Source organism: Citrobacter sp. MGH 55, from assembly GCF_016906145.1.
GTDB classification, from domain to species: domain Bacteria; phylum Pseudomonadota; class Gammaproteobacteria; order Enterobacterales; family Enterobacteriaceae; genus Citrobacter_A; species Citrobacter_A amalonaticus.
In genome coordinates this window covers 563,882-589,431 of record NZ_CP070239.1, presented here as the reverse complement: position 1 = coordinate 589,431, position 25,550 = coordinate 563,882, and the positions used below count along the sequence as shown (strand labels likewise).

The following is a 25,550-nucleotide window of genomic DNA, read 5'->3' as shown; positions in this document are numbered from 1 at the left end:
GCTTTTCGATCTTTCGCATTTTTCATTTTCGGTTTAGATAAAACGAAAGAAAAACAGGCTTTTTTGCCAAAATCCGCGCTGCGGACGCGTTCACAAATTCGCCTTAAGTCTTCTGATTTAATATATTAAAAAGAAAACGAAAGCGATAAATCGCTAAAACATAACAATATGCAATGGAGCAAAAGCAATGCTGGATAACTTAAGACGTCGCGAGCAAATCATCGATCTGTTATGCGATCAAGGTAGTGTTCGTGTCGAACCCCTGAGCGTGCATTTCGGCGTCTCAAGCGTCACTATCCGCAATGACTTACGTTATCTCGAGCAGAAAGGCTGCGTCATGCGTTCTTATGGCGGCGCTGTATTAAATCAACACTTTGCCCTCGATCGCCCCTTACAGGATAAAGACCGGCTGAACCGCGATGTGAAATCGCGGATTGCCGAAAAAGCGGCCAGTTTTGTCAAAGATGGCGACACGTTGATTCTCGATTCTGGCTCGACCACCACGCTTATTCCTCCGTTGCTTAAAAGTCGTCGCGATCTGGTGGTGATGACCAATGCGCTGAACATTGCCTGGGAACTCGCCAATTTTGAACGGGTGGATGTCATGATATTAGGGGGAAATGTCAGGCAAAGCGTTTACTCGCTGTATGGTCCTTCAGCGGAACATCAGCTCAGACAGTATCGGTTTGATAAGCTCTTTTTGGGCGTTGATGGATTTTGTCTGGAAGCCGGGATCACCACGCCGCATCCAGGGGAAGCGCACCTTAACCAGGTGATGTGTCAGGTGGCGCAGGAGGTTACGGTCGTCGCGGATTCCAGCAAGTTTGGCCGCAAAAGTTTTTGCATGATCAGTGAAATCAGCGGTATTGACCGGGTGATTACCGACAGTGGTATTCCGGAGCATTATCATCAGGCGCTCAGCCAGATGGGGGTGGATGTCGTTATCGTGGATGAATAAGAGAGAACGCCGGCAAAAGCGCATTTTGCCGGCGATCGCTTAGTGCATCAGTGCATCCTGTTCGACCAGCAGCAGGGCGGCACCGCGTACACCGCTGGATGCGCCATGCACGGCCGGGAAGACATTCGCGGGGGCGAGCCCCGGGAAGAGATAGCGCGACATGGCGCCGGGCAGTAAGGTGTAAATTTCCTCAATGTTAGAGACGCCGCCGCCCAGAACAAAGGCGTCGACATCCAGAATGAGCTGCAACTGCGCCAGCGTACAGCCCAGCATATCAATCCACGCCTCAACCGTGGCGACGGCGCTGGCGTTGCCATGACGGTAATTTTCCAGCAGCGTCTCCATTTTGAGCTGTTCCCCGCTAAAATGCTTGTGCAGCCAGAGTAAACCGGGGCCGGACTGGTAGCGCTCCAGACAGCCCTGTAAGCCGCAGCCGCACGTGATCTCCGGCAGGTTATAACGGCGCATAAAGGTGGCGGGCAGCGGTAAATGCCCAAACTCGCTGGCCATCCGGTTGCGCCCACGATAGAGCTGCCCGTCGATCACCAGTCCTCCGCCCATGCCGGTGCCAATAATGGCGCCAAAGATTCGCGAGAACTGACGGGCCTGCTGGGTATGCGCCTCCGACAGCGCGAAGCAGCAGCAGTCATTGTCCAGGGCCACCGAGCGGTTGAGTCGGTGCGCCAGATCGTCCATCACCTGCCGTCCGGTCAGACAGGGGACGTTCGACGACAGCAGCTTTCCGGTATGTCTGTCCATCAATCCAGGCATGCCAATGCCGATTTTGCCCTGCATTCCCGTAGCCCAGTCTGCGGTATCGATGAGCGAGGTAAAGGTCGAGAGAAAGAGTTCGTAATCCTGAACCGGCGTGGCTACGCGCTTGCGCCAGCAAACCTGCATTTCCTTATCAAAGGCGACAATTTCAGTTTTTGTGCCGCCAATATCAACACCGTAAAACATGCCACATCTCCTCGAATTTCACAGTGTAACCAGACAGTTTTCCTTGCGAGCGCGCTCTGCGGCAAAGACCATTAAGTGACTTTCCAGCGATTCATCCGGGCCGGAGAGAATCATACTTTGATCGCCCGCCATCACGGCGTGAATAAAGCGATCCATCAGATAGTAATCCCCGCCGCCGTGGCCTCCCATTTGGGTCTGCGTGCCTGCGGCGATCTCGTCGATCGTGTAGAGCGTCTCGCTGTCCGTCAGAAAATCAAACACCCGGATCTGCTCGCCATCGCCCTCGAGATAGCCTTTCGTACCGAAAAGACGCGTCTTTCGATCTTCCATACGGGTAAAGGCGGTCATGGTGAACGTCACGGTTTGCTGATGCGCGAAACGCAAGTTGACCACCTGATGATCCACTACGTCGTTATCACAGCGATAAACGCAGCGGCCATACGGACCTTCGCGCAGCGCCTGACGGACATTTTCCTCGGTGGGATCTGCCGTCAGCACGCGACGGAAATGTGGCGTGCATTTGTGATCCTCGCCGAGATAAATTTTGCAGGCTGACCAGGGGCAGCTCGCCTCAACCTGGCAATCCAGGCAACGGTCGGCGGCACCCTCCGGCTGGTTCTCCTTTACGAAATGACTCAGGTTGCCAAATGAGGTCACAGCCTGACAGCGATCGCCCATGATGTAGCGGATCCAGTCCATATCGTGGCAGGATTTCTGTAACAGCATAAACGACGATTCCGCTTCGTTACGCCAGTTGCCGCGAACGAAAGAGTGCGCCTGGTGCCAGTAACCCACCGGCTCAAGATGCTGCATGCTGACGATATCGCCAATCACCCCGCTGACGAGCAGGGACTTGAGTTTTTGCGTATAGCGGGTGTAGCGCAGAACGTGGGCGACACCCAATAAGACGTTGTTGCGCTTCACCGCAGCGATGATGGTGCGGCACTCTTCCGGCGTGGGAGCGATCGGTTTTTCCAGCAGAATATGATAGCCGAGCTCGGCAAACGCGACGGCAGGCTCTTTGTGCATCGTATCCTGAGTACAAATCAGTACGACATCTGCCATTCGTGGGCGGGCCGCCGCCTCTTTCCAGTCGCGAAAGATGTTTTCCTGCTCAATTTGATGCTGAGCGACAAACTGTTGGCGATACGCCTCTCTGGGTTCCGCCACGCCGACCACCTGCATGCGGTCCGGATGCTCAAGCGCGTAGCGAGAATAGATTTCGCCGCGCGCCCCTGCGCCCACCACTAACACGGTCACTTTCTTTGCACACATATAAGCCTCTCATTTTGCCCTTGCCTGCGTTCGCGTTGTTCTGCGCGGCGGGGCATTAAAAAAACAAACTGGAATTGCTTGCACCTGATGATGACGTTCGCGGTTTCAGGCACTGGCTAAATTTTCTTCATTCTGCTTATCGAATAAAAAGGCGGCTTCAAGATTGAATTTCACCCTGATCGATTCGCCGGGCAGCGGACTCCATTCCGGTGACGAATTGACTCGCAGGATCATTTGCTGTGCACCGATATTGAAATGCAGGAGATCTTCATTGCCCATTCTTTCCACGTTGGTGATCCGGGCGTCGAAAGCCGCAGGATCGTTGTGCTGCGCCAACTGAATCGCCTCCGGACGAATGCCAAACCAGACGCTGTCGTGCGGATAATCCGTCAGTTGGGAGATCAGTCGTGCGGTTAAGGGCAAGGTCAGCGCGTCATTCAGACGCAGTCCGTGCGTGTGCGGGTCGAGCGCCAGAAGATGGATATTCATTGCCGGGTTACCAATGAAACCCGCCACGAATTTATTCTTTGGCTGATGGTAGATATTGCCCGGCGTGTCGACCTGCATGATCCGTCCACCGTTGAGCACGCAAATGCGGTCACCCATGGTCATCGCTTCAATCTGATCGTGTGTGACATACACCATTGTCGCGTTCACGCCTTCGTGACGCAGTTGGCGGTGAAGTTCCGTCAGGCGCACGCGCATTGACACGCGCAGTTTGGCGTCGAGATTGGACAACGGCTCATCAAACAAAAACACCTCAGGCTTACGCACAATGGCTCTGCCGACGGCAACGCGCTGGCACTGACCCCCTGAAAGTTGACCCGGTTTTTTGTCGAGTAGCGTTTCGATTTCCAGTTTGCGCGCGGCTTCCCGCACACGAACATCTATCTCCTGCTTGTCCATTTTGCCCTGCAGGCTGAAGGCCATATTTTTGTAGATCGTCATGTGGGGATAGAGGGCGTAGTTTTGAAAAACCATCGCCACGCCACGTTCTTTTGGCAGCAAGTCGTTAACGCACCGTTCGCCAATGGAAATATGACCATGAGTAATCTCTTCCAGACCGGCGATCATGCGCAGTAACGTTGATTTGGCGCAGCCGGATGGCCCGACAAAAACCATAAATTCGCCATCGTGAATTTCAAGGTCAACGCCATGAATCGCCTGAAAGCCATTCGGATAGATTTTGCCTACTGACTGTAATTGAATGCCTGACATAATAATGCCCCTTATCCTTTAATTCCGGCACCGGCGATGCCACGAATGAAATAGCGCTGGAAGAAGATATAAAGTAACAACATGGGGATAATCGCGAGCAACGCTCCCGCCATGAGCATGGGATACTCCACCCCGGCGCGACCTGAGAGCGAGGCCAGACCCACCGGCAGCGTCATTTTGTCCATTGAGGTATTGACGATGAGCGGCCACATTAAGTTATTCCAGCTCCACAACCCGTTAATAATGACGCAGGCGATAAGTCCCGGTTTAATCAGCGGCAGCATGATTTTGAAAAAAATCGTTAAATGGTTATAACCATCCATAATGGCCGCTTCTTCCAGCTCTTTCGGTACGGAAAGAAAAAACTGGCGCAATAAAAAGGCGCTATAAATACTGAATAATCCCGGCAGCACCAGGCCTGGAATGGAGTTCAGCAGACCTATTTTCTCGATCGTTAAAAACTGCGGGATCAAAAAGATCTGTCCGGGAACCATCAGAATCGAAATGCAGAGCATAAAGAGGAGATCGCGCCCTTTAAAACGCAGGCGGGAGAAACCATACGCCGCCATCGCGGCAATCAGCGTCTGTAAGATGACGATAACCAGCGTGGAAACGATCGAGTTAAAATAAAAGCTACCAAACGGCATCTCATGCAAGATTTTATCGTACGCCTGAAACCCCGGATTGGCGGGCAGCAGGATCGGCGGAAAGGCAATACTTTCCGCCTGGGTTTTAAACGAGGTGATGATCATCCAGAGAAAGGGAACCACCGTGACCAGCGTCGCCAGGATCATCAGGCCATAAATCAGCCATTTTTCACGTTTTGTCATGAACATAGTGGTTGCCTTACTGTGCTTTAAGCCGTTTGCCTATCCATATCTGCAGCAGGGTCAGTACCATCGTGATAACGAAAATCACCACGGCAATCGCGGAGGCGTACCCTTTTTCATGGTAGATAAAGGCGTATTTATAAAAGAGATAAGCGATGGTCATGGTCTGATCGTCCACCATGGAAGAACTGCCAAACAGCAGATACACCACATCGAATATTTGCAGCGTTTCGATAAACGAGATCACCAGAACGAAGAACAGCGTCGGGATCATTAGCGGCAGGGTAATTGACCAGAAGCCGCGCAGTTTACTGATGCCATCCAGAGACATGGCTTCATAAATCTGCTTCGGGATCCCCTGCAAGCCGGCGAGCAGAATGATCATCTTCAGAGCGATAGCCGACCAGATAATAACCAGTGAGGCGCTCAGACGGACAATATCCGGATCGGATAACCAACCAATGGCGGGAATATCGAAATAAGCCAGGATCTGATTGAGTAAACCGAAATTACGGTTCATCAACCACTGCCAGACCATCGCAATGGCGGCAGGCATCGTAACGGCCGGAAGAAATAACAGCGTACGGAACAGCCACTGACCGCGAATCGCCTGGTTTAAACCAATCGCCAGCAGTAAAGACAGGACCGTGATCACCGGCACACAAATAAAAACATAGGCCAGCGTATTCACTATCGCCGAACGGAATTCATCATCGCTGAATAAATTAATGTAATTATCCAGACTGATTGTCGTCCAGATCTGAAACTCGCCCAGATCGGTAAAACTGTAAAATACGTTCTGGAAGAACGGCGTAAAGTAAAAAATAACTAATCCTGCCAACAGCGGCAGAATCATTATCCACCCCCAGAAACGTCCTTCTTTTTCCAGTCGGGTCAGGGAATTTTTATTGGGTTCCCTGGCCGATAACGGCGGGGATGCCGCTTCATCTGAATAGCTCATACAGACTCCGGGATGCTCACTTTACAAACAATAAATGGGTTAACGCAAGAGAGGTGAGAGGGAGCAAGGCTCCCTCACGATTATTTCTGCATTTCACGCTCAACGCGTTTGGCGACACCCGGCATAACCTGTTGCGGATCATTTCCCATCCAGACTTTTTTCAGCCCGTCGTTGAGAATGCTATTCCATTTCGCGGTATTTGAACCGGCGGTGGGATATTTATGAGAAAACGCCAGTGAATCGATATAGGCGGAAACATCAACATCCTTAAAGCCTTCCGCCCATGCTTTGGCGACTTTCTGATTGGCCGGAATCACCACTTTGCCCGCTGCCAGCGTTTGCTGCGCATGTTCTGAGCTCATGAATTCAATGAATTTCCAGGCGGCCTCTTTATGCTGGCTTTTGGCAGACATGGCGAATGCCAGGCTATGAGAGACGCCAGCCTGTTCTGCCATTTTGGGCATCGGAACGACGCCGACATGATCGTTAATCAGTTCGTTTTGCGAGAACGGCAGCGCCCACCACGAGCCCGCGTAGATCATCGCCACCCGATTGGACTGGAAGACATCGGCGGCTTTCATTTCGCCTGGCGGCTGGAGCAATCCTGCCTTCAGCATTCCCTGAACGTCGCGATACATGGCAATCGCGTTGTCGCTGGCAACGTCCGTTTTACCCTCAGGCAGGACAATCTGAGTGCCGGCCTGCAGCAGCAGGTTAAAGTAGCTGTCCTGACCGCTGCCGAGATCCATCGCCAACGGATAAGAATGCTGATCCAGCTTTTTACGTAACTGTTCTGATTTCTGTTTTAAATCGTCCCACGTCCAGTTTTTATCGGGATAGGTTACGCCAGCCTGATCAAACATTTTTTTGTTATACCACACGGCAATCGCGTCGATATCCCGTGGAATAGCGTATTGTTGAGACTGGTACTGATAAGCATCGACAGAGCTTTTCACGAAATCATCAAGATGTGGTGATGATGTGTCTTTTAAATAAGGAGTCAGTGGTTCCAGCATGCCGTTTTTAACGTACTGCTGAAAATTCGGCATATTCATCCAGAATACATCCGGCGCCACATTTCCCCCGACCGCTGAACTGAGTTTTATGAAATATTGGTCATAGGGCGTTAGTTCAATTTCAACTTTTACACCGGGGTTATTTTTTTCAAATTCATTAACCAGTTGCTGTTCGCCGGGAAGTTGATTTCGATCCCATAGCGTGTAGCGTAATTTAACGGGTTTTTCTGTCGTCTGGCCTTCAGCACTGGCGGCAACCGGTGCGGCCAGTAAACAGGAAAAAAAGCATGCCAGGGCGACATTATTTTTATTCAAGGTATACATAACTTCCCTCTTTATTCGGGTCAGAATGTCGGTGAGGTAAATTACAGAAGCCATTGAATCTTGTGTTTAACAAAGGGGAAAGTCAAAGGGGGAAAAATGAGCGAATTATCGCATTAAAACACCCCGGCTTTTCGGTAGGTTTCTCTTTTATCAAAACGAAAAGAGAGCGAAAAGGGAGGCCTCAGGCATTGTTCTTTCTTTCAACGGGTTAGGATTTTTCTACCGACGAAAAGCGAAAAAGGGCGGGTGAAAAATTAACCTTCAAAACTGCGAGCATTATCACCTTATCTTTCACGGACAGGAAAGAAAAACGGGGATTATTCCCCGTTTTCTCGGTTGCTTTCGTTTCGAAAATATCAGGTCACTGGTGCCGGGTTAAAGACGGCCAACTGATTGTGCAATCCCCATTGATCGGAGAAGGTTTTCTTACGGCCACTGGCGACATCAAGAATAAATTCGAACAGCTTCTGACCAACTTCCTCAATGGTCTCTTCACCCGTGGCAATGGTGCCCGCGTTGATATCCATCAAATCGTACCAACGCTTTGCCAGTTCGGTACGGGTCGCCATCTTAATCACCGGCACGGCCATCAGGCCATAGGGGGTACCGCGACCCGTGGTGAACACCTGGACGGTGATCCCGGACGCGACCTGCTGCGTGCCGCAGACAAAATCGCTGGCGGGCGTTGCGGCATAAATCAGACCGCGTTTGGTCGGGCGCTGGCCTGGGGAGAGCACTTCGACAATCGCGCTTTTACCGGATTTCGCAATGGAGCCCAGCGCTTTTTCCACCACATTCGCCAGCCCCCCTTTTTTGTTACCCGGAGAGGGGTTAGCGCTGCGATCGGTTTTCCCCATATCGAGATAGTTGTCGTACCAGGCCATCTCTTCCAGCAGACGTTTACCCACCGCTTCGTTGATGGTGCGCGGCGTCAACAGATGGATCGCATCACGCACTTCGGTGACTTCGGAAAACATTACCGTAGCGCCGCAGCGTACCAGCAGGTCAGAGGCGTAGCCCACTGCCGGGTTTGCCGTCACGCCGGAAAACGCATCGCTGCCGCCGCACTGCATGCCGACAACCAGTTCAGAGGCCGGGCAGGTTTCGCGCTGGCGCAGATTCAGTTTAGCCAGATGGCGCTCAGCGACCTGCAGGATATCATCGACCATGGAACGGAAGCCCACATGCTTTTCGTCCTGAAGGCTGACGATGCTGGCGCTGTCGACCGGAATACTTTGCACATCGTCAGTACCTTCCAGTAAACGTTCCGGCTGCAGTTTTTCACAGCCCAGGCCAATGACCATCACTTCGCCGCCAAAGTTTGGGTTCAGCGAGATGTTATGGATGGTGCGGATCGGCACCACGGCTGCCGGCGCGTTAATTGCCACGCCGCAACCGTACAGGTGGTTAAGTCCGACCACTCCATCGACGTTCGGGTATTTAGGCAGCAGATCGCGCTCAATGATTTTGACGACATAATCCACCACACCCGCCACACAGTGCACGCTGGTGGTGATGCCGAGCAGATTCTTGGTGCCTACGCTACCATCGGCGTTGCGGTAGCCTTCAAAGGTATAGCCTTCCAGCGGCGGCAGCGGTTCCGGAACTTTGGTCGCCAGTGGCAGCGTGTTCAACGGCGGCGCTGTCGGTAGCTCAACCATGGATTCATCAATCCAGCTTCCGCGCGGAATGTCGCGCACGGCGTAGCCGATCACTTCACCGTAACGTATGATTTCACCATGAACCGGAATATCCACCAGCGCGACTTTATGTCCCTGTGGAATATGTTCAATCAGCTCCAGTCCATCCGGGAATCGCGTCCCGGCTTTCAAACCATTGTCATTAACAATGATCGCCACATTATCTGTTTCGTGGACCTTTATATAAAATGCGCTCGGCGATTCTTGTCTGATGTCGATGTTGGCCATTGTCCAGTATTCTCCAACCGGGGTGATAATAATATAGAAAGATTCTGCGAATCTGATTATTAAAATAAGGAAGACCTGTCGTGAAATAAGGATGTCAGGAGTTCAAAAATAAGAATGTGATCCAGATCACTCGTTATGGTGAAAGCCCGGCTATCAGGGGCGGTAAAGCGTAAATATGTGCATCAGCGCCCAGCGTTATGTGCATTTGCTCAAGATATTATTTGTAATTAGCATCGTTAATGAGCATCTGCACAATGCGTAATGCTCTCTGCCTGATTATACTGAATCACGAAATGAGTATCTGTATTTATTAATAAGCGATAGCGTCTGTCATCAATAAATAATAATAAATATGTCTGCTTAAGTGCCTGAGGTAAATAAAATGATCCTGGATACCGTTGTAGAAAAAAAGAAAGGTACGCATACCCGCTATTTAATTCTGCTGATAATTTTTATTGTTACAGCGGTTAACTACGCGGACCGGGCGACGCTATCCATTGCCGGTACCGAAGTCGCCAAAGAGTTGCAGTTGAGTGCTGTGTCAATGGGCTACATCTTCTCTGCCTTTGGCTGGGCATACCTGCTGATGCAAATCCCCGGCGGCTGGCTGCTCGATAAGTTTGGTTCGAAAAAAGTGTACACCTGGAGCCTGTTTTTCTGGTCGCTGTTCACCTTCCTGCAAGGATTCGTGGATATGTTCCCGCTGGCCTGGGCCGGGGTTTCCATGTTCTTTATGCGCTTTATGTTGGGTTTCTCGGAAGCGCCTTCGTTCCCGGCAAACGCCCGTATTGTCGCGGCCTGGTTCCCGACCAAAGAGCGTGGAACCGCGTCGGCAATCTTTAACTCTGCTCAGTATTTTTCACTGGCACTGTTCTCGCCGCTGCTGGGCTGGTTGACCTTTGCCTGGGGCTGGGAGCATGTCTTTACTGTGATGGGCGTGATTGGGTTTGTCCTGACGGCGCTGTGGGTCAAACTGATTCATAACCCCACCGATCACCCGCAGATGTCCGCAGAAGAGTTGAAGTTCATCTCTGAAAACGGTGCGGTCGTGGATATGGACCACAAAAAACCGGGCAGCGCCGTGGCAAGTGGTCCAAAACTGCATTACATCAAGCAGTTATTGACCAACCGCATGATGCTTGGCGTGTTCTTTGGACAGTATTTCATCAACACGATCACCTGGTTCTTCCTGACCTGGTTCCCGATTTATCTGGTTCAGGAAAAAGGAATGTCGATCCTGAAAGTGGGTCTGGTGGCATCGATTCCGGCGCTGTGTGGTTTCGCTGGCGGCGTACTGGGCGGCGTGTTCTCGGATTATCTGATTAAGCGCGGTTTTTCTATCACCGTTGCGCGTAAGCTGCCGATTGTGCTGGGCATGCTGCTGGCTTCCACCATCATTCTGTGCAACTACACCGACAACACCGCGCTGGTGGTGACGCTGATGGCGCTGGCCTTCTTTGGTAAAGGATTTGGCGCACTGGGCTGGCCGGTGATTTCGGACACCGCACCGAAAGAGATTGTGGGCCTGTGTGGCGGGGTATTTAACGTCTTTGGCAACGTGGCATCTATCGTAACGCCACTGGTTATCGGTTACCTGGTAAGTGAACTGCATTCCTTCAACGCCGCGCTGGTCTTCGTTGGCTGTTCCGCGCTGATGGCAATGGTGTGCTACCTGTTTATTGTCGGTGACATTAAACGTATGGAACTGCAGAAATAATTAACGGTTAAGTGACAAGGTAAAAGTGATGAATAACGACATCTTCCCGAACAAATTCAAAGCAGCGCTGGCTGCGCATCAGATTCAGATTGGTTGCTGGTCAGCGCTGGCAAGCCCCATCAGTACCGAAGTCTTAGGACTGGCGGGCTTCGACTGGCTGGTGTTGGATGGCGAGCATGCGCCAAATGATGTCTCCACCTTTATTCCACAACTGATGGCGTTGAAAGGCAGTTCCAGCGCGCCAGTGGTGCGTGTACCGACCAATGAGCCGGTGATTATTAAACGTCTGCTGGATATCGGTTTTTACAATTTTCTGATTCCGTTTGTTGAAACAGAAGCAGAGGCGGTGAACGCCGTTGCGTCAACGCGCTATCCGCCTGAAGGGATCCGTGGCGTGTCCGTATCGCATCGCGCCAACATGTTTGGCACCGTCCCGGATTACTTCGCGCAGTCCAACAAAAACATCACCATCATTGTGCAGATTGAGAGCCAGCAGGGCGTGGATAACGTCGATGCTATCGCCGCCACCGAAGGCGTCGACGGTATTTTCGTTGGTCCAAGCGATCTGGCTGCGGCGTTAGGCCACCTCGGCAATGCGTCTCATCCTGAGGTGCAGAAAGCCATTCAGCACATCTTTGCCCGGGCGAAAGCGCACGGCAAACCGAGCGGCATTCTGGCGCCGGTTGATGCCGACGCCCGTCGTTATCTGGACTGGGGCGCCACGTTTGTTGCCGTCGGCAGCGACCTGGGCGTGTTCCGTTCCGCCACGCAGAAACTGGCTGATTCCTTTAAGAAATAACCACCACCGACACAAGAGAGATAATTGATATGACAATGAAAGTTGGTTTTATTGGCCTGGGTATCATGGGTAAACCAATGAGTAAAAACCTCCTGAAAGCAGGTTACTCGCTGGTGGTTTCTGACCGTAATCCTGACGCGATCGCTGACGTTATCGCGGCAGGTGCAGAAACCGCTTCTAACGCCAAAGCGATTGCTGAGCAGTGTGATGTGATCATCACCATGCTGCCAAACTCTCCGCATGTGAAAGAGGTTGCGCTGGGCGAAGGCGGCATTATCGAAGGGGCGAAACCGGGGACGGTGCTGATCGATATGAGCTCCATCGCGCCGCTGGCGAGCCGTGAGATCAGCGACGCGCTGAAAGCTAAGGGCATCGATATGCTGGACGCGCCGGTGAGCGGCGGTGAGCCGAAGGCGATCGACGGCACGTTGTCGGTGATGGTTGGCGGCGACAAAGCGATTTTCGATAAATACTACGATCTGCTGAAAGCGATGGCGGGGTCTGTTGTTCATACCGGTGATATCGGGGCGGGGAACGTCACCAAACTGGCGAACCAGGTGATTGTGGCGCTGAACATTGCCGCGATGTCTGAAGCGTTGACTCTGGCAACCAAAGCCGGCGTAAACCCGGATCTGGTTTATCAGGCGATCCGGGGTGGTCTGGCAGGCAGCACCGTCCTGGATGCGAAAGCGCCGATGGTGATGGATCGTAACTTCAAGCCGGGTTTCCGTATCGATCTGCACATTAAAGATCTGGCAAACGCGCTGGATACGTCTCACGGTGTTGGTGCTCAGCTTCCGCTGACCGCGGTTGTTATGGAGATGATGCAGGCACTGCGTGCTGACGGCATGGGAACCGCCGACCACAGTGCTCTGGCATGCTATTACGAAAAACTGGCGAAAGTGGAAGTCACTCGCTAATGACCTTGCGCCCGGATGGCGTGTCGCGATCCGGGCCTGGATTGTAGGCCGGATAAGTAAAGCGCCATCCGGCGTTGTGCAGTAACAGGCGATCATCATGAAAATCGTAATTGCCCCAGACTCTTATAAAGAAAGCCTTTCTGCTACTGAGGTAGCGCAGGCGATAGAAAAAGGATTTCGGGAAATTTTCCCCGATGCGCAGTATGTTTCCGTTCCGGTCGCCGATGGGGGTGAGGGGACGGTTGAAGCCATGATTGCCGCCACACACGGTTCTGCACATTCCGCTCTGGTGACCGGACCGCTGGGTGAAAAAGTGAATGCCAACTGGGGCATGTCAGGCGATGGAAAGACCGCGTTTATTGAAATGGCGGCCGCCAGCGGACTGGCGCTGGTCCCCCCCGAAAAACGTAACCCCCTGATTACCACTTCGCGCGGCACCGGGGAGCTTATTTTGCAGGCGCTGGACAGTGGGGCAAGCAATATTATTATCGGCATTGGCGGGAGTGCGACCAATGACGGCGGTGCCGGGATGGTTCAGGCGCTGGGCGCGAAGCTGTGTGATGCCAACGGAACTGAAATTGGCTACGGCGGCGGTAGTCTGAACACTCTCAATACCATTGATGTGTCTGGTCTGGATCCGCGCATTAAACATTGTGCTATTCGCGTTGCTTGTGATGTGACCAATCCGCTGGTGGGCGAACAGGGAGCCTCGCGGATCTTTGGCCCGCAAAAAGGGGCGACGGAGCCGCTGATCCTCGAACTGGACCGCAATCTGGCTCACTACGCGGATATCATTAAAAAATCACTGGGTGTGGATGTGAAAAAAGTTCCAGGCGCAGGAGCGGCGGGCGGCATGGGGGCAGCGCTGATGGCATTCCTCGGCGCGGAGTTGAAAAGCGGGATTGAGATCGTCACACAGGCGCTTAATCTGGAAGAACATATTCACGACTGTACGCTGGTTGTTACCGGTGAAGGGCGCATCGACAGTCAGAGCATTCACGGCAAAGTACCGGTGGGCGTGGCGAATGTGGCGAAGAAATACCACAAGCCGGTGATTGGCATTGCGGGCAGCCTGACGCGGGATGTCGGCGTGGTGCATCAATATGGAATCGATGCTGTATTCAGCGTATTGACCAGCATTGGCACGCTGGAAGAGGCCTTTCGCGGCGCATTTGACAACATTTACCGGGCGTCGCGAAACATTGCGGCGACGCTGGCGGTGGGAATGCGCAGTGCAGGGTGACAAGGGCGTGCAAACCCTCTATACTGCGCGCCGAAGCTGACCAGACAGTCGCCGCTTCGTCGTCGTCCCTTTCGGGGGAGACAGGCGGAGGGGAGGAAAGTCCGGGCTCCATAGGGCAGGGTGCCAGGTAACGCCTGGGGGGGAAACCCACGACCAGTGCAACAGAGAGCAAACCGCCGATGGCCCACGCAAGTGGGATCAGGTAAGGGTGAAAGGGTGCGGTAAGAGCGCACCGCGCGGCTGGTAACAGTCCGTGGCACGGTAAACTCCACCCGGAGCAAGGCCAAATAGGGGTTCATAAGGTACGGCCCGTACTGAACCCGGGTAGGCTGCTTGAGCCAGTGAGCGATTGCTGGCCTAGATGAATGACTGTCCACGACAGAACCCGGCTTATCGGTCAGCTTCACCACTTTAAGAACCCCGCCACCAGGCGGGGTTTTGCTTTGTAGATAATGTAGATGATGACTGTCCACGACGCTACACCTGAAAGAAAGCGGCTTAYCGGTCAGCTTCACCACTTTCATGTAGAAACCCGCTTCGGYGGGTTTTTGCTTTGTAGATAATGTAGATGAATGACTGTCCACGACGCTACACCTGRAAGAAAGCGGCTTACCGGTCATGACGTTTCGCTTATCAGGCCTGTGAACGGTGAAGGGGAACGGGGACCTGTAGGGCGGATAAGATACGTCGCATCGCCATCCGGCAGCGTTCTGGAACCTGCGGCTATTAAGAAATTTCTTGTTATGTGACAGCCAACACAAAACGCTACTTTCTACTAATATGTCGATAGAAACGAAAAGCAATCGATCTACTTCACAAAATTACACGCTATAAAAATGGCAAAGTGCAGTGTTAATGTATTGTTGTGAATGATAATTGTTTGTGTGTGTATATTTAATTATTGATAAATTCAATGTTTATTTATAAACAAACCGGGCTAAAAAATGTGATGTATAACGTTATTTAATCCAATTTATGTTTTAAACATACTTAAATTTGAGGGATTGCGCATTTAATTTAATGAACAAATTGACCATTAACTGCACGATAATTGCTTGAAATATCGTCATTCCTCATTTTTAGATATGAGGGGAAAATAACGCGTGTTATCGCCATAAAATATTGTTATCCCCCCCTCTTTTTTTGACAAAAATCAGACTAAAGTGACATGATATTTATATAACCAATTGAATATAAATGGTTTATTTATTTACAAATAACCACTTGAAATATATGTGAAGGCAATTTGTGAGTGGTCGCACATATCCTGCTTCATGTAATTTGTTACACTTCACGCCGTCAACAAGGTTATTAACGCAGGTCGATATGAATACGTTTGCTCTCCCAAAAACACAGCAGTTGGTGGTCTTTCAGGAAGTAATCAGAAGCGGTTCTATCGGTTCTGCGGCAAAAGAGTTAGGGTTAACTCAGCCAGCTGTTAGTAAAATTATTAACGATATTGAAGCTTATTTTGGCGTTGAGTTGGTGGTTCGCAAAAATACCGGCGTCACCTTAACTCAGGCAGGGCAAGTTTTACTCTCATGGTCCGAATCCATCACCCGTGAGATGAAGAACATGGTGAATGAGATGAACAGCATGACCGACAACACGGTGGTTGATATCTCATTCGGGTTTCCTTCGCTGATTGGCTTTACCTTTATGTCCGATATGATCCAGAAGTTCAAAGAGGTCTACCCAAAATCACAGGTCTCCATGTATGAGGCGCAACTCTCCTCATTCCTGCCGGCGATCCGCGACGGGCGACTGGACTTTGCGATTGGTACGCTCAGCGATGAAATGAAATTGCAGGATCTGCACGTCGAACCGCTTTTTGAGTCGGAGTTCGTGCTGGTGGCGAATAAGTCCCGAACATGCACCGGCACCACCACACTGGAATCGTTGCAGAACGAACAGTGGGTGTTGCCACAAACGAATATGGGCTACTACAGCGAACTCCTCACCACCCTGCAAAGAAATGGCATTAGCATCGAAAACATCGTTAAAACCGACTCCGTTGTGACCATTTACAATCTTGTTCTCAATGCTAATTTTCTGACAGTGATTCCATGCGATATGGCCGCACCCTTTGGTTCGAACCAGTTTATTACTCTCCCTGTGGAAGAATCGTTACCCATTGCTCGCTATGCCGCAATATGGTCAAAAAACTATCGTATTAAAAAAGCCGCATCGGTTTTGGTTGAATTAGCCAAAGAGTATTCATCTTATAAAGGTTGCAGACGAAAGCAATTAATTGAAATTAACTAACCGATTAAATTTTATTTAATCCTCAATTCATACCATCGTTCTTAATATCAGACGTTGGTTACGGCTATCTATTACTTTACTATCAGGTAAGAGGTTACAATGCACATTACTTACGATCTCCCGGTTGCCATTGAAGATATCCTCGAAGCAAAAAAACGACTGGCGGGGAAAATATATAAAACAGGCATGCCTCGCTCAAACTATTTTAGTGAGCGCTGCAAAGGGGAAATATTCCTTAAGTTTGAAAACATGCAGCGTACCGGCTCATTTAAAATTCGTGGCGCATTTAACAAACTCAGTTCATTGACGGATGCGGAAAAACGTAAAGGCGTTGTCGCTTGTTCAGCGGGTAACCACGCTCAAGGGGTTTCTCTCTCCTGCGCGATGCTGGGTATTGATGGCAAAGTGGTGATGCCGAAGGGGGCGCCGAAATCGAAAGTGGCCGCCACCTGTGACTACTCGGCGGAAGTAGTGCTGCACGGCGATAACTTCAACGACACTATCGCCAAAGTCAGTGAGATTGTCGAAATGGAAGGGCGTATTTTTATCCCGCCTTATGACGATCCGAAAGTGATTGCCGGCCAGGGTACTATCGGTCTGGAAATTATGGAAGACCTGTATGACGTCGATAACGTGATTGTTCCTATCGGCGGCGGCGGTTTAATCGCCGGTATTGCTATTGCCATTAAATCTATTAACCCGACCATTAAAGTGATTGGTGTGCAGTCTGAAAACGTACACGGCATGGCGGCGTCTTATCAGGCTGGAGAAATAACCACGCACCGAACGACCGGCACCCTGGCGGATGGTTGTGATGTTTCCCGCCCGGGTAAATTAACTTACGAAATTGTGCGTGAATTAGTGGATGACATTGTCCTGGTCAGCGAAGACGAAATTCGTAACAGCATGATTGCTTTAATTCAACGCAACAAAGTGGTGACAGAAGGTGCTGGTGCACTGGCATGTGCTGCTTTATTAAGCGGGAAATTAGATGCCTATATCCAGAACAGAAAAACGGTCAGCATTATTTCTGGCGGCAATATCGATCTTTCTCGTGTATCGCAAATTACGGGTTTAGCAGACGCGTAAATCCGGCTATTAATCTCTTCGTTGAGGATAGGATATGAGTACTTCTGACAGCATTGTATCCAGCCAGACAAAACAGTCGTCCTGGCGTAAATCAGACACCACCTGGACACTGGGTTTATTTGGTACAGCCATCGGCGCCGGGGTGTTGTTCTTCCCCATCCGCGCAGGATTTGGCGGCTTAATCCCCATTCTTTTGATGTTGGTACTGGCGTACCCCATCGCTTTTTATTGCCACCGTGCGCTGGCGCGTCTGTGTCTGTCCGGGTCAAACCCGTCCGGCAACATCACGGAAACGGTTGAAGAGCACTTTGGTAAGACGGGTGGTGTGGTCATCACGTTCCTCTATTTCTTCGCGATTTGTCCGCTGCTGTGGATTTATGGCGTCACCATTACCAACACGTTCATGACGTTCTGGGAAAACCAGTTGCAGTTGCCGGCGCTGAACCGTGGTTTTGTGGCGCTGTTCCTGCTGCTGCTGATGGCGTTCGTTATCTGGTTTGGTAAGGATCTGATGGTTAAAGTGATGAGCTACCTGGTATGGCCGTTCATTGCCAGCCTGGTGCTGATCTCGCTGTCGCTGATCCCTTACTGGAACTCTGCGGTGATCGACCAGGTCGATATCAGTAATATCGCCTTAACCGGTCACGATGGCATTCTGGTCACCGTGTGGCTGGGGATTTCCATCATGGTGTTCTCGTTCAACTTCTCGCCGATCGTTTCGTCTTTCGTGGTCTCTAAACGTGAAGAATATGAGAAAGATTTTGGCCGTGAATACACCGAGCAGAAATGTTCTCAGATCATCTCTCGCGCCAGCATGCTGATGGTCGCTGTGGTTATGTTCTTCGCCTTTAGCTGCCTGTTCACGCTCTCTCCGGCAAACATGGCAGATGCGAAAGCACAGAACATTCCGGTACTGTCTTATCTGGCAAACCACTTCGCTTCCCTGTCCGGAACGAAGTCGACTTTCGCCATCGTGCTGGAATATGGCGCCTCGATTATTGCGCTGGTTGCCATCTTCAAATCCTTCTTCGGTCACTACCTGGGCACGCTGGAAGGGCTGAATGGTCTGGTGCTGAAGTTCGGTTACAAAGGCGATAAAACGAAGGTTTCCTCCGGAAAACTCAACACCATCAGCATGATCTTCATCATGGGGTCCACCTGGATTGTGGCTTACGCCAACCCGAACATTCTGGACCTGATTGAAGCGATGGGTGCGCCGATTATTGCCTCACTGCTGTGCCTGCTGCCGATGTATGCCATTCGTAAGGCACCGTCACTGGCGAAATATCGCGGTCGTCTGGATAACGTGTTTGTCACCGTCATCGGTCTGCTGACCATTCTGAACATCGTGTACAAACTGTTTTAATCCTTAAGCTCAGGATGAGCGGAGTAGTGAAATGAATGAGTTTCCGATAGTTCTGGTTATTAATTGTGGATCGTCTTCAATTAAGTTTTCAGTACTGGATGCAAATAACTGCGACGTATTAATGGCAGGCATTGCGGATGGTATTAACTCGGAAAATGCGTTCTTATCGGTAAATGGAGGTGAGCCAGTGACGCTGGCTCACCACAGCTACGAAGGCGCATTAAAGGCGATTGCGTTTGAACTGGAAAAACGTAATTTAAATGACAGCGTGGCCTTAATTGGCCACCGTATTGCCCACGGCGGAAATATTTTTACCGAGTCAGCAATTATTACTGATGAGGTCATTGACAATATTCGCCGTGTTTCACCACTGGCGCCATTACATAATTACGCCAATCTGAGCGGGATTGAATCCGCACAGCATCTGTTCCCCGGCGTCACGCAGGTGGCGGTGTTTGATACCAGCTTCCATCAGACCATGGCACCAGAAGCTTACCTGTATGGCCTGCCGTGGAAGTATTTCGAAGAGCTGGGCGTGCGGCGTTACGGCTTCCACGGAACGTCGCACCGCTATGTTTCTCAACGCGCGCATGAACTGCTTGCGCTGTCTGAGCAGGACTCCGGCCTGGTGATTGCCCACCTCGGCAACGGTGCGTCAATTTGTGCCGTCCGTAATGGTCACAGCGTCGATACCTCAATGGGGATGACGCCGCTGGAAGGGCTGATGATGGGCACGCGTAGCGGCGACGTGGACTTCGGCGCGATGGCGTGGGTCGCCAGTGAAACCCAGCAGACTTTGAGCGATCTGGAGCGGGTAGTGAACAAAGAGTCCGGTCTGCTCGGGATTTCTGGCCTGTCGTCCGACTTAAGGGTGCTGGAAAAAGCCTGGCATGAAGGACACGAGCGCGCACAGCTGGCAATTAAAACCTTTGTTCACCGCATTGCCCGTCATATTGCCGGACATGCCGCTTCGTTACACCGTCTGGACGGCATTATTTTCACCGGTGGTATTGGTGAGAACTCGGTATTAATTCGTCGTCTGGTGATTGAGCATCTGACGGTATTGGGAGTGAATATCGACAGCGACCGAAATAACCTGTCGAATTCTCATGGCGAGCGCATTATTTCCCCCTCAGATGCCCGGGTTATTTGCGCCGTAATACCGACGAACGAAGAAAAAATGATTGCGCTCGATGCGATTCAATTAGGCCGCATTAACGCAGCCGTGGAATACGCCTAATTTATTTGTTGTTCTGTAGAGAGATTATTTTTCATGAAGGTAGATATCGATACCAGCGATATGCTGTATGCCGAAGCATGGCTTGGCTTTAAAGGTACGGACTGGAAAGAAGAAATTAATGTCCGTGATTTTATTCAGCACAACTATACGCCTTATGAAGGGGATGAATCCTTCCTTGCTGATGCAACGCCTGCCACTACGGCATTGTGGGAAAAGGTGATGGCGGGCATTCGTATCGAAAACGCGACCCATGCGCCGGTCGATTTCGATACCAATATTGCGACCACGATTACTGCGCACGATGCGGGTTACATTGAGCAGGAACTGGAGAAGATTGTTGGCCTGCAAACGGATAAACCGCTGAAACGTGCGCTGCATCCGTTTGGCGGCGTCAACATGATCAAAAGCTCGTTCGATGCTTATGGTCGTGAGATGGATCCGAACTTCGAGTACCTGTTCACCGAACTGCGTAAAACCCACAACCAGGGCGTTTTTGACGTCTATTCTCCGGACATGCTGCGCTGCCGTAAATCCGGTGTGCTGACTGGTTTGCCGGACGGTTATGGTCGTGGGCGCATTATCGGTGATTATCGTCGCGTGGCGCTGTACGGCATCCGCTATCTGGTGCGTGAGCGTGAGCTGCAGTTCGCCGATCTCCAGTCAAATCTGGAGTGGGGACAGAATCTGGAAGCCACGATTCGCCTGCGTGAAGAGCTGGCGGAGCACCGTCGCGCGTTGCTGCAAATGCAGGAGATGGCGGCGAAATATGGCTGTGATATCTCTCGCCCGGCGCGTAATGCGCAGGAGGCGGTACAGTGGGTCTACTTTGCCTATCTGGCGGCGGTGAAATCGCAAAACGGCGGCGCGATGTCGCTGGGCCGCACCGCATCGTTCCTCGATATCTATATTGAGCGCGATTTCAATGCCGGTATCCTGACAGAGCAACAGGCGCAGGAGTTGATCGACCACTTCATCATGAAGATCCGGATGGTGCGTTTCCTGCGTACGCCGGAGTTTGACACGCTGTTCTCCGGCGATCCGATCTGGGCGACCGAAGTGATCGGCGGGATGGGGCTGGATGGTCGCACGCTGGTGACCAAAAACTCCTTCCGCTATCTGCATACGCTGCACACGATGGGACCGGCACCGGAGCCAAACCTCACCGTGTTGTGGTCAGAAGCGTTGCCAGTCGCGTTTAAAAAGTATGCCGCACAGGTCTCTATCGTCACCTCGTCACTGCAATATGAAAACGACGATCTGATGCGGACCGACTTTAACAGCGACGACTATGCGATCGCCTGCTGCGTGAGCCCGATGGTTATCGGTAAGCAGATGCAGTTCTTCGGGGCGCGCGCCAATCTTGCCAAAACGCTGCTGTACGCAATCAACGGCGGGGTGGATGAGAAGCTGAAAATCCAGGTGGGGCCGAAAACCGCGCCGTTGCTGGACGACGTGCTGGACTACGACACAGTGATGGACAGTCTGGACCACTTTATGGACTGGCTGGCGGTGCAGTACATCAGCGCGCTGAACATCATCCATTACATGCACGATAAGTACAGTTACGAAGCGTCGCTGATGGCGCTGCACGATCGTGACGTCTATCGCACGATGGCGTGCGGGATTGCCGGACTGTCGGTAGCGGCGGATTCGCTCTCTGCAATTAAGTACGCGACGGTGAAACCGGTTCGCGACCATAACGGGCTGGCGGTCGATTTCGTGATTGAAGGGGAATATCCACAGTACGGCAATAACGATGAGCGCGTGGATAGCATTGCCTGCGATCTGGTTGAACGCTTTATGAAGAAAATTAAAGTGTTGCCGACCTACCGGAACGCGGTACCGACGCAGTCGATTCTGACTATTACCTCCAACGTGGTGTACGGACAGAAAACTGGCAATACCCCGGATGGACGCCGCGCGGGAACGCCATTTGCGCCGGGCGCTAACCCGATGCACGGGCGTGACCGTAAAGGCGCTGTCGCCTCGCTGACTTCCGTGGCGAAACTACCGTTCACTTACGCGAAGGACGGGATTTCGTACACCTTCTCGATTGTGCCTGCGGCACTCGGCAAAGAGGATCCGGTGCGAAAAACCAACCTGGTCGGGCTGCTGGATGGTTACTTCCATCATGAAGCGCACGTGGAAGGCGGTCAGCACCTGAACGTTAACGTAATGAACAAGGAGATGTTACTGGATGCCATTGAACATCCGGAAAACTATCCGAACCTGACGATCCGCGTCTCCGGCTACGCTGTGCGCTTCAACGCGCTCACCCGTGAGCAGCAGCAGGACGTCATTTCGCGTACTTTCACCCAGGCGATGTAACGTTATCGGGGCGGTCTGCGGGTCGCCCCGATTCACTATGCGTATGAAAACCTGGTCTCCACTGAACGAGTCCGAGGGTGTAGAAATGATTAGCGCATTCGATATTTTCAAACCTGGCATTGGTCCTTCCAGCTCTCATACCGTAGGGCCGATGAATGCAGGAAAACGGTTTATCGATCAACTGGTCAGCAGTGGAAGCTTATCGCGCACGACGCGCATGTCGGTTGATCTGTATGGTTCACTGTCGCTGACCGGAAAAGGCCACGCGACCGATACCGCCATTATGATGGGGCTGGCCGGAAACACGCCGCAAAGCGTCAACATTGACGCCATCCCCGCGTTTATTGACGAGGTGACCCGTACCGGCCGCTTGCCGGTTGCTGAAGGTATACATGTCGTCGATTTCCCGGTTACTGATAGCATTGTTTTTCATGGTGAAATGCTGCCAAGGCACGAGAACGGAATGCGGATCACCGCCTGGGAAAACCAGGAAACGCTGCTGTGTAAAACCTATTACTCGATTGGCGGCGGGTTTATCGTGGATGAAGAGCGCTTTGGTCAGGCGCATGACGTGGAAGCGCCGGTCCCTTATGATTTTCATTCCGCCAGCGAACTGCTGAAACTGTGCGAACGCAACGGCCTTTCAGTCTCCGGGCTGATGATGCAAAACGAACTGGCGCTGCGCAGCAAGGTGGAAATTGATGCCGGATTTGCTCAGATCTGGGAAGTGATGCACGCTGGCATAGAACGCGGGATGAATACCGAAGGCGTCTTACCCGGCCCGCTGAATGTACCGCGCCGCGCGGTGGCGTTACGTCGTCTGCTGGTCTCCAGTGACAGTCTCTCCAGCGACCCGATGAACGTCATCGACTGGATCAACATGTTTGCTCTCGCGGTCAGTGAGGAGAACGCGGCGGGCGGACGCGTGGTGACCGCGCCCACCAACGGGGCATGCGGCATTATTCCAGCCGTTCTGGCCTATTACGATAAATTCCGTCGTCCGGTGAATGCCAATTCCATTGCCCGCTATCTGCTGGCGGCCGGGGCCATTGGGGCACTGTACAAAATGAATGCGTCAATTTCCGGGGCGGAAGTTGGCTGTCAGGGGGAGATCGGAGTGGCCAGTTCCATGGCGGCGGCGGCGGGGTTGACCGAACTGCTGGGCGGTAGCCCGGCGCAGGTTTGCATCGCGGCGGAAATTGCCATGGAGCACAACCTCGGCTTAACCTGCGACCCGGTTGCCGGGCAGGTGCAGATCCCGTGTATTGAGCGCAATGCGATCAACGCAGTCAAGGCGGTCAACGCCGCACGTATGGCGCTGCGCCGCACCTCCGAACCGCGTGTCTCGCTGGATAAAGTCATCGAAACGATGTACGAGACGGGTAAGGACATGAATGATAAGTACCGCGAAACATCACGCGGTGGTTTAGCGATCAAAGTGGTGTGCAGTTAGCGAACGCCAGAAAGCTTGCCCGATAAACCTGCGCCATCGGGCATTTTATCCATTGTCAGCTATCTAAAAGCACACGTCGGTGTGCTTTTTTGTTGTGATCTTCTTCAAATTTAGAAAAAAATGACACTTAAATGTTTTAAGGTAGGAAAATTTTCTTAACCAATAGAAAATATCAGGGTTGTTTTGTGACGTTTTTCTCTGCGCCTGAGCGTATCCTTTTTTTCATTCTAATGACTCGCCTGCAAACCCCGTACCGCGTATCGCCTTGATGCGGCACGACAAAAATTAAAAATATACCCTACATAATGAGCGAGAATTTTATGGAAACGGCAACGAACAACAGCGTAGTGCTCGACGCCAGCGCCCCGGCGCGCCGGGCGGGAATGACGGAAAGCGAATGGCGGGAAGCGATTAAATTCGACAGCATCGACACCGGTTGGGTCATTATGAGTATCGGGATGGCGATTGGCGCGGGGATTGTTTTTCTCCCGGTGCAGGTCGGTTTGATGGGGCTGTGGGTCTTTTTGCTCTCATCGGTTATCGGTTATCCCGCCATGTATCTTTTCCAGCGTCTGTTTATTAACACGCTGGCGGAATCCCCGGAGTGCAAAGATTATCCCAGCGTCATCAGTGGGTATCTGGGAAAAAACTGGGGCATCCTGTTAGGCGCACTGTATTTTGTGATGCTGGTTATCTGGATGTTTGTCTATTCCACCGCAATTACCAACGACAGCGCCTCCTATTTGCATACTTTTGGTGTGACAGAGGGACTGTTATCCGATAACCCGTTCTATGGTCTGGTGCTGATTTGCATCCTGGTCGCCATCTCCTCACGCGGCGAAAAGCTGCTGTTCAAAATTTCTACCGGCATGGTGCTGACCAAACTGCTGGTCGTGGCGGCACTGGGCGTATCGATGGTTGGGATGTGGCACTTATACAACATTGGCGCGCTGCCGCCGATGGCGCTGTTGGTGAAGAATGCGATTATCACGCTGCCGTTTACCCTGACCTCAATCCTGTTTATCCAGACCCTGAGCCCGATGGTGATTTCCTACCGTTCCCGTGAGAAATCCGTTGAGGTGGCGCGTCATAAAGCGCTACGCGCCATGAATATTGCCTTCGGCATTTTGTTTGTCACCGTGTTCTTCTATGCCGTCTCCTTTACGCTGGCAATGGGACACGACGAAGCGGTTAAAGCCTATGAGCAGAATATCTCCGCGTTGGCGATTGCTGCACAGTTCATCAGCGGCGCGGGCGCCGGTTGGGTGAAAGTTGTGAGTGTCATCCTGAATATTTTCGCCGTGATGACCGCGTTCTTTGGCGTCTATCTCGGCTTTCGCGAAGCCACGCAGGGGATTGCGATGAACATTCTGCGTCGCAAACTGCCGGCTGAGAAGATCAATGAAACGCTGGTACAGCGCGGCATCATGGTGTTTGCCATTTTACTGGCCTGGAGCGCTATTGTGCTTAACGCACCGGTTCTGAGCTTTACGTCGATTTGTAGCCCTATTTTCGGCATGGTGGGATGTTTGATCCCCGCCTGGCTGGTCTACAAAGTACCTGCATTGCACAAATACAAAGGGGTGTCGCTGTATCTGATTATCGTCACCGGTTTGCTGCTGTGCGTATCTCCATTCCTGGCTTTTTCCTGATTTATCCT

General features: G+C 51.8%; 19 protein-coding genes and 1 other RNA gene. 13 read left to right on the top strand and 7 right to left on the bottom strand.

What is annotated here, in order from left to right:
• Positions 1–187: 187 nt before the first annotated feature.
• Positions 188–958: a transcriptional repressor AgaR gene (gene agaR, locus JTI98_RS02125; RefSeq protein ID WP_042998253.1), complete on the top strand. Its 771-nt coding sequence runs from the start codon at positions 188–190 to the stop codon at positions 956–958.
• A 39-nt stretch (positions 959–997) separates the two neighbouring features.
• On the opposite strand, the gene JTI98_RS02120 is transcribed toward agaR, so the two are convergent.
• From JTI98_RS02120 to garD, 7 genes are all read right to left on the bottom strand, one after another.
• Complete coding sequence (locus tag JTI98_RS02120; protein WP_042998252.1) at positions 998–1,918, bottom strand: ROK family protein; 921 nt, start codon at positions 1,916–1,918, stop codon at positions 998–1,000.
• Positions 1,919–1,936: 18 nt separating this feature from the next.
• Complete coding sequence (locus tag JTI98_RS02115) at positions 1,937–3,193, bottom strand: Gfo/Idh/MocA family protein (RefSeq protein WP_044326962.1); 1,257 nt, start codon at positions 3,191–3,193, stop codon at positions 1,937–1,939.
• A gap of 105 nt (positions 3,194–3,298) precedes the next feature.
• A complete protein-coding gene (locus JTI98_RS02110; protein ID WP_046401902.1) occupies positions 3,299–4,411 on the bottom strand; it encodes an ABC transporter ATP-binding protein in 1,113 nt (370 codons plus the stop codon).
• 11 nt (positions 4,412–4,422) lie between these two features.
• The gene (locus tag JTI98_RS02105; RefSeq protein WP_080343276.1) at positions 4,423–5,247 is read right to left on the bottom strand and encodes a carbohydrate ABC transporter permease; all 825 of its coding nucleotides are present in this window, start codon (positions 5,245–5,247) and stop codon (positions 4,423–4,425) included.
• 10 nt (positions 5,248–5,257) lie between these two features.
• Positions 5,258–6,202 carry a carbohydrate ABC transporter permease gene (locus JTI98_RS02100; protein WP_216081881.1) on the bottom strand — a complete coding sequence of 315 codons (945 nt, stop codon included), beginning with the start codon at positions 6,200–6,202 and terminating at the stop codon, positions 5,258–5,260.
• 80 nt (positions 6,203–6,282) lie between these two features.
• Positions 6,283–7,542, bottom strand: a complete 1,260-nt coding sequence (locus JTI98_RS02095; protein ID WP_042998248.1) for a sugar ABC transporter substrate-binding protein — start codon at positions 7,540–7,542, stop codon at positions 6,283–6,285.
• A gap of 356 nt (positions 7,543–7,898) precedes the next feature.
• Complete coding sequence (garD, locus tag JTI98_RS02090; protein ID WP_044255853.1) at positions 7,899–9,470, bottom strand: galactarate dehydratase; 1,572 nt, start codon at positions 9,468–9,470, stop codon at positions 7,899–7,901.
• Positions 9,471–9,852: 382 nt separating this feature from the next.
• Here garD and garP point away from each other — a divergent pair, with 382 nt between their 5' ends.
• From garP to JTI98_RS02030, 12 genes are all read left to right on the top strand, one after another.
• A complete protein-coding gene (garP, locus tag JTI98_RS02085; protein WP_042998246.1) occupies positions 9,853–11,187 on the top strand; it encodes a galactarate/glucarate/glycerate transporter GarP in 1,335 nt (444 codons plus the stop codon).
• A gap of 28 nt (positions 11,188–11,215) precedes the next feature.
• Positions 11,216–11,986, top strand: coding sequence for a 2-dehydro-3-deoxyglucarate aldolase (garL, locus tag JTI98_RS02080; RefSeq protein ID WP_216081880.1), 771 nt, complete (start codon positions 11,216–11,218; stop codon positions 11,984–11,986).
• Positions 11,987–12,015: 29 nt separating this feature from the next.
• On the top strand, positions 12,016–12,906 hold the full coding sequence (gene garR, locus JTI98_RS02075) for a 2-hydroxy-3-oxopropionate reductase (RefSeq protein WP_216081879.1): 891 nt from the start codon (positions 12,016–12,018) through the stop codon (positions 12,904–12,906).
• Between the two features lie 97 nt (positions 12,907–13,003).
• A complete protein-coding gene (garK, locus tag JTI98_RS02070) occupies positions 13,004–14,149 on the top strand; it encodes a glycerate 2-kinase (protein WP_044328320.1) in 1,146 nt (381 codons plus the stop codon).
• Between the two features lie 32 nt (positions 14,150–14,181).
• An RNA gene (gene rnpB / locus JTI98_RS02065) (RNase P RNA component class A) lies at positions 14,182–14,558 on the top strand.
• A gap of 917 nt (positions 14,559–15,475) precedes the next feature.
• On the top strand, positions 15,476–16,414 hold the full coding sequence (tdcA, locus tag JTI98_RS02060; RefSeq protein ID WP_044255844.1) for a transcriptional regulator TdcA: 939 nt from the start codon (positions 15,476–15,478) through the stop codon (positions 16,412–16,414).
• A gap of 99 nt (positions 16,415–16,513) precedes the next feature.
• Positions 16,514–17,503, top strand: a complete 990-nt coding sequence (gene tdcB / locus JTI98_RS02055) for a bifunctional threonine ammonia-lyase/L-serine ammonia-lyase TdcB (RefSeq protein ID WP_042998242.1) — start codon at positions 16,514–16,516, stop codon at positions 17,501–17,503.
• Positions 17,504–17,537: 34 nt separating this feature from the next.
• Positions 17,538–18,869, top strand: coding sequence for a threonine/serine transporter TdcC (gene tdcC / locus JTI98_RS02050; protein ID WP_042998241.1), 1,332 nt, complete (start codon positions 17,538–17,540; stop codon positions 18,867–18,869).
• A gap of 31 nt (positions 18,870–18,900) precedes the next feature.
• The gene (tdcD, locus tag JTI98_RS02045; RefSeq protein WP_058587540.1) at positions 18,901–20,109 is read left to right on the top strand and encodes a propionate kinase; all 1,209 of its coding nucleotides are present in this window, start codon (positions 18,901–18,903) and stop codon (positions 20,107–20,109) included.
• 33 nt (positions 20,110–20,142) lie between these two features.
• Positions 20,143–22,437 carry a 2-ketobutyrate formate-lyase/pyruvate formate-lyase gene (gene tdcE, locus JTI98_RS02040; RefSeq protein WP_042998239.1) on the top strand — a complete coding sequence of 765 codons (2,295 nt, stop codon included), beginning with the start codon at positions 20,143–20,145 and terminating at the stop codon, positions 22,435–22,437.
• 85 nt (positions 22,438–22,522) lie between these two features.
• Positions 22,523–23,890 (top strand): L-serine ammonia-lyase, encoded by a 1,368-nt coding sequence (tdcG, locus tag JTI98_RS02035; protein WP_216082221.1) that lies wholly within the window; start codon positions 22,523–22,525, stop codon positions 23,888–23,890.
• 320 nt (positions 23,891–24,210) lie between these two features.
• Positions 24,211–25,542, top strand: coding sequence for an amino acid permease (locus JTI98_RS02030; RefSeq protein WP_042998237.1), 1,332 nt, complete (start codon positions 24,211–24,213; stop codon positions 25,540–25,542).
• The last annotated feature ends 8 nt before the right edge of the window (positions 25,543–25,550 follow it).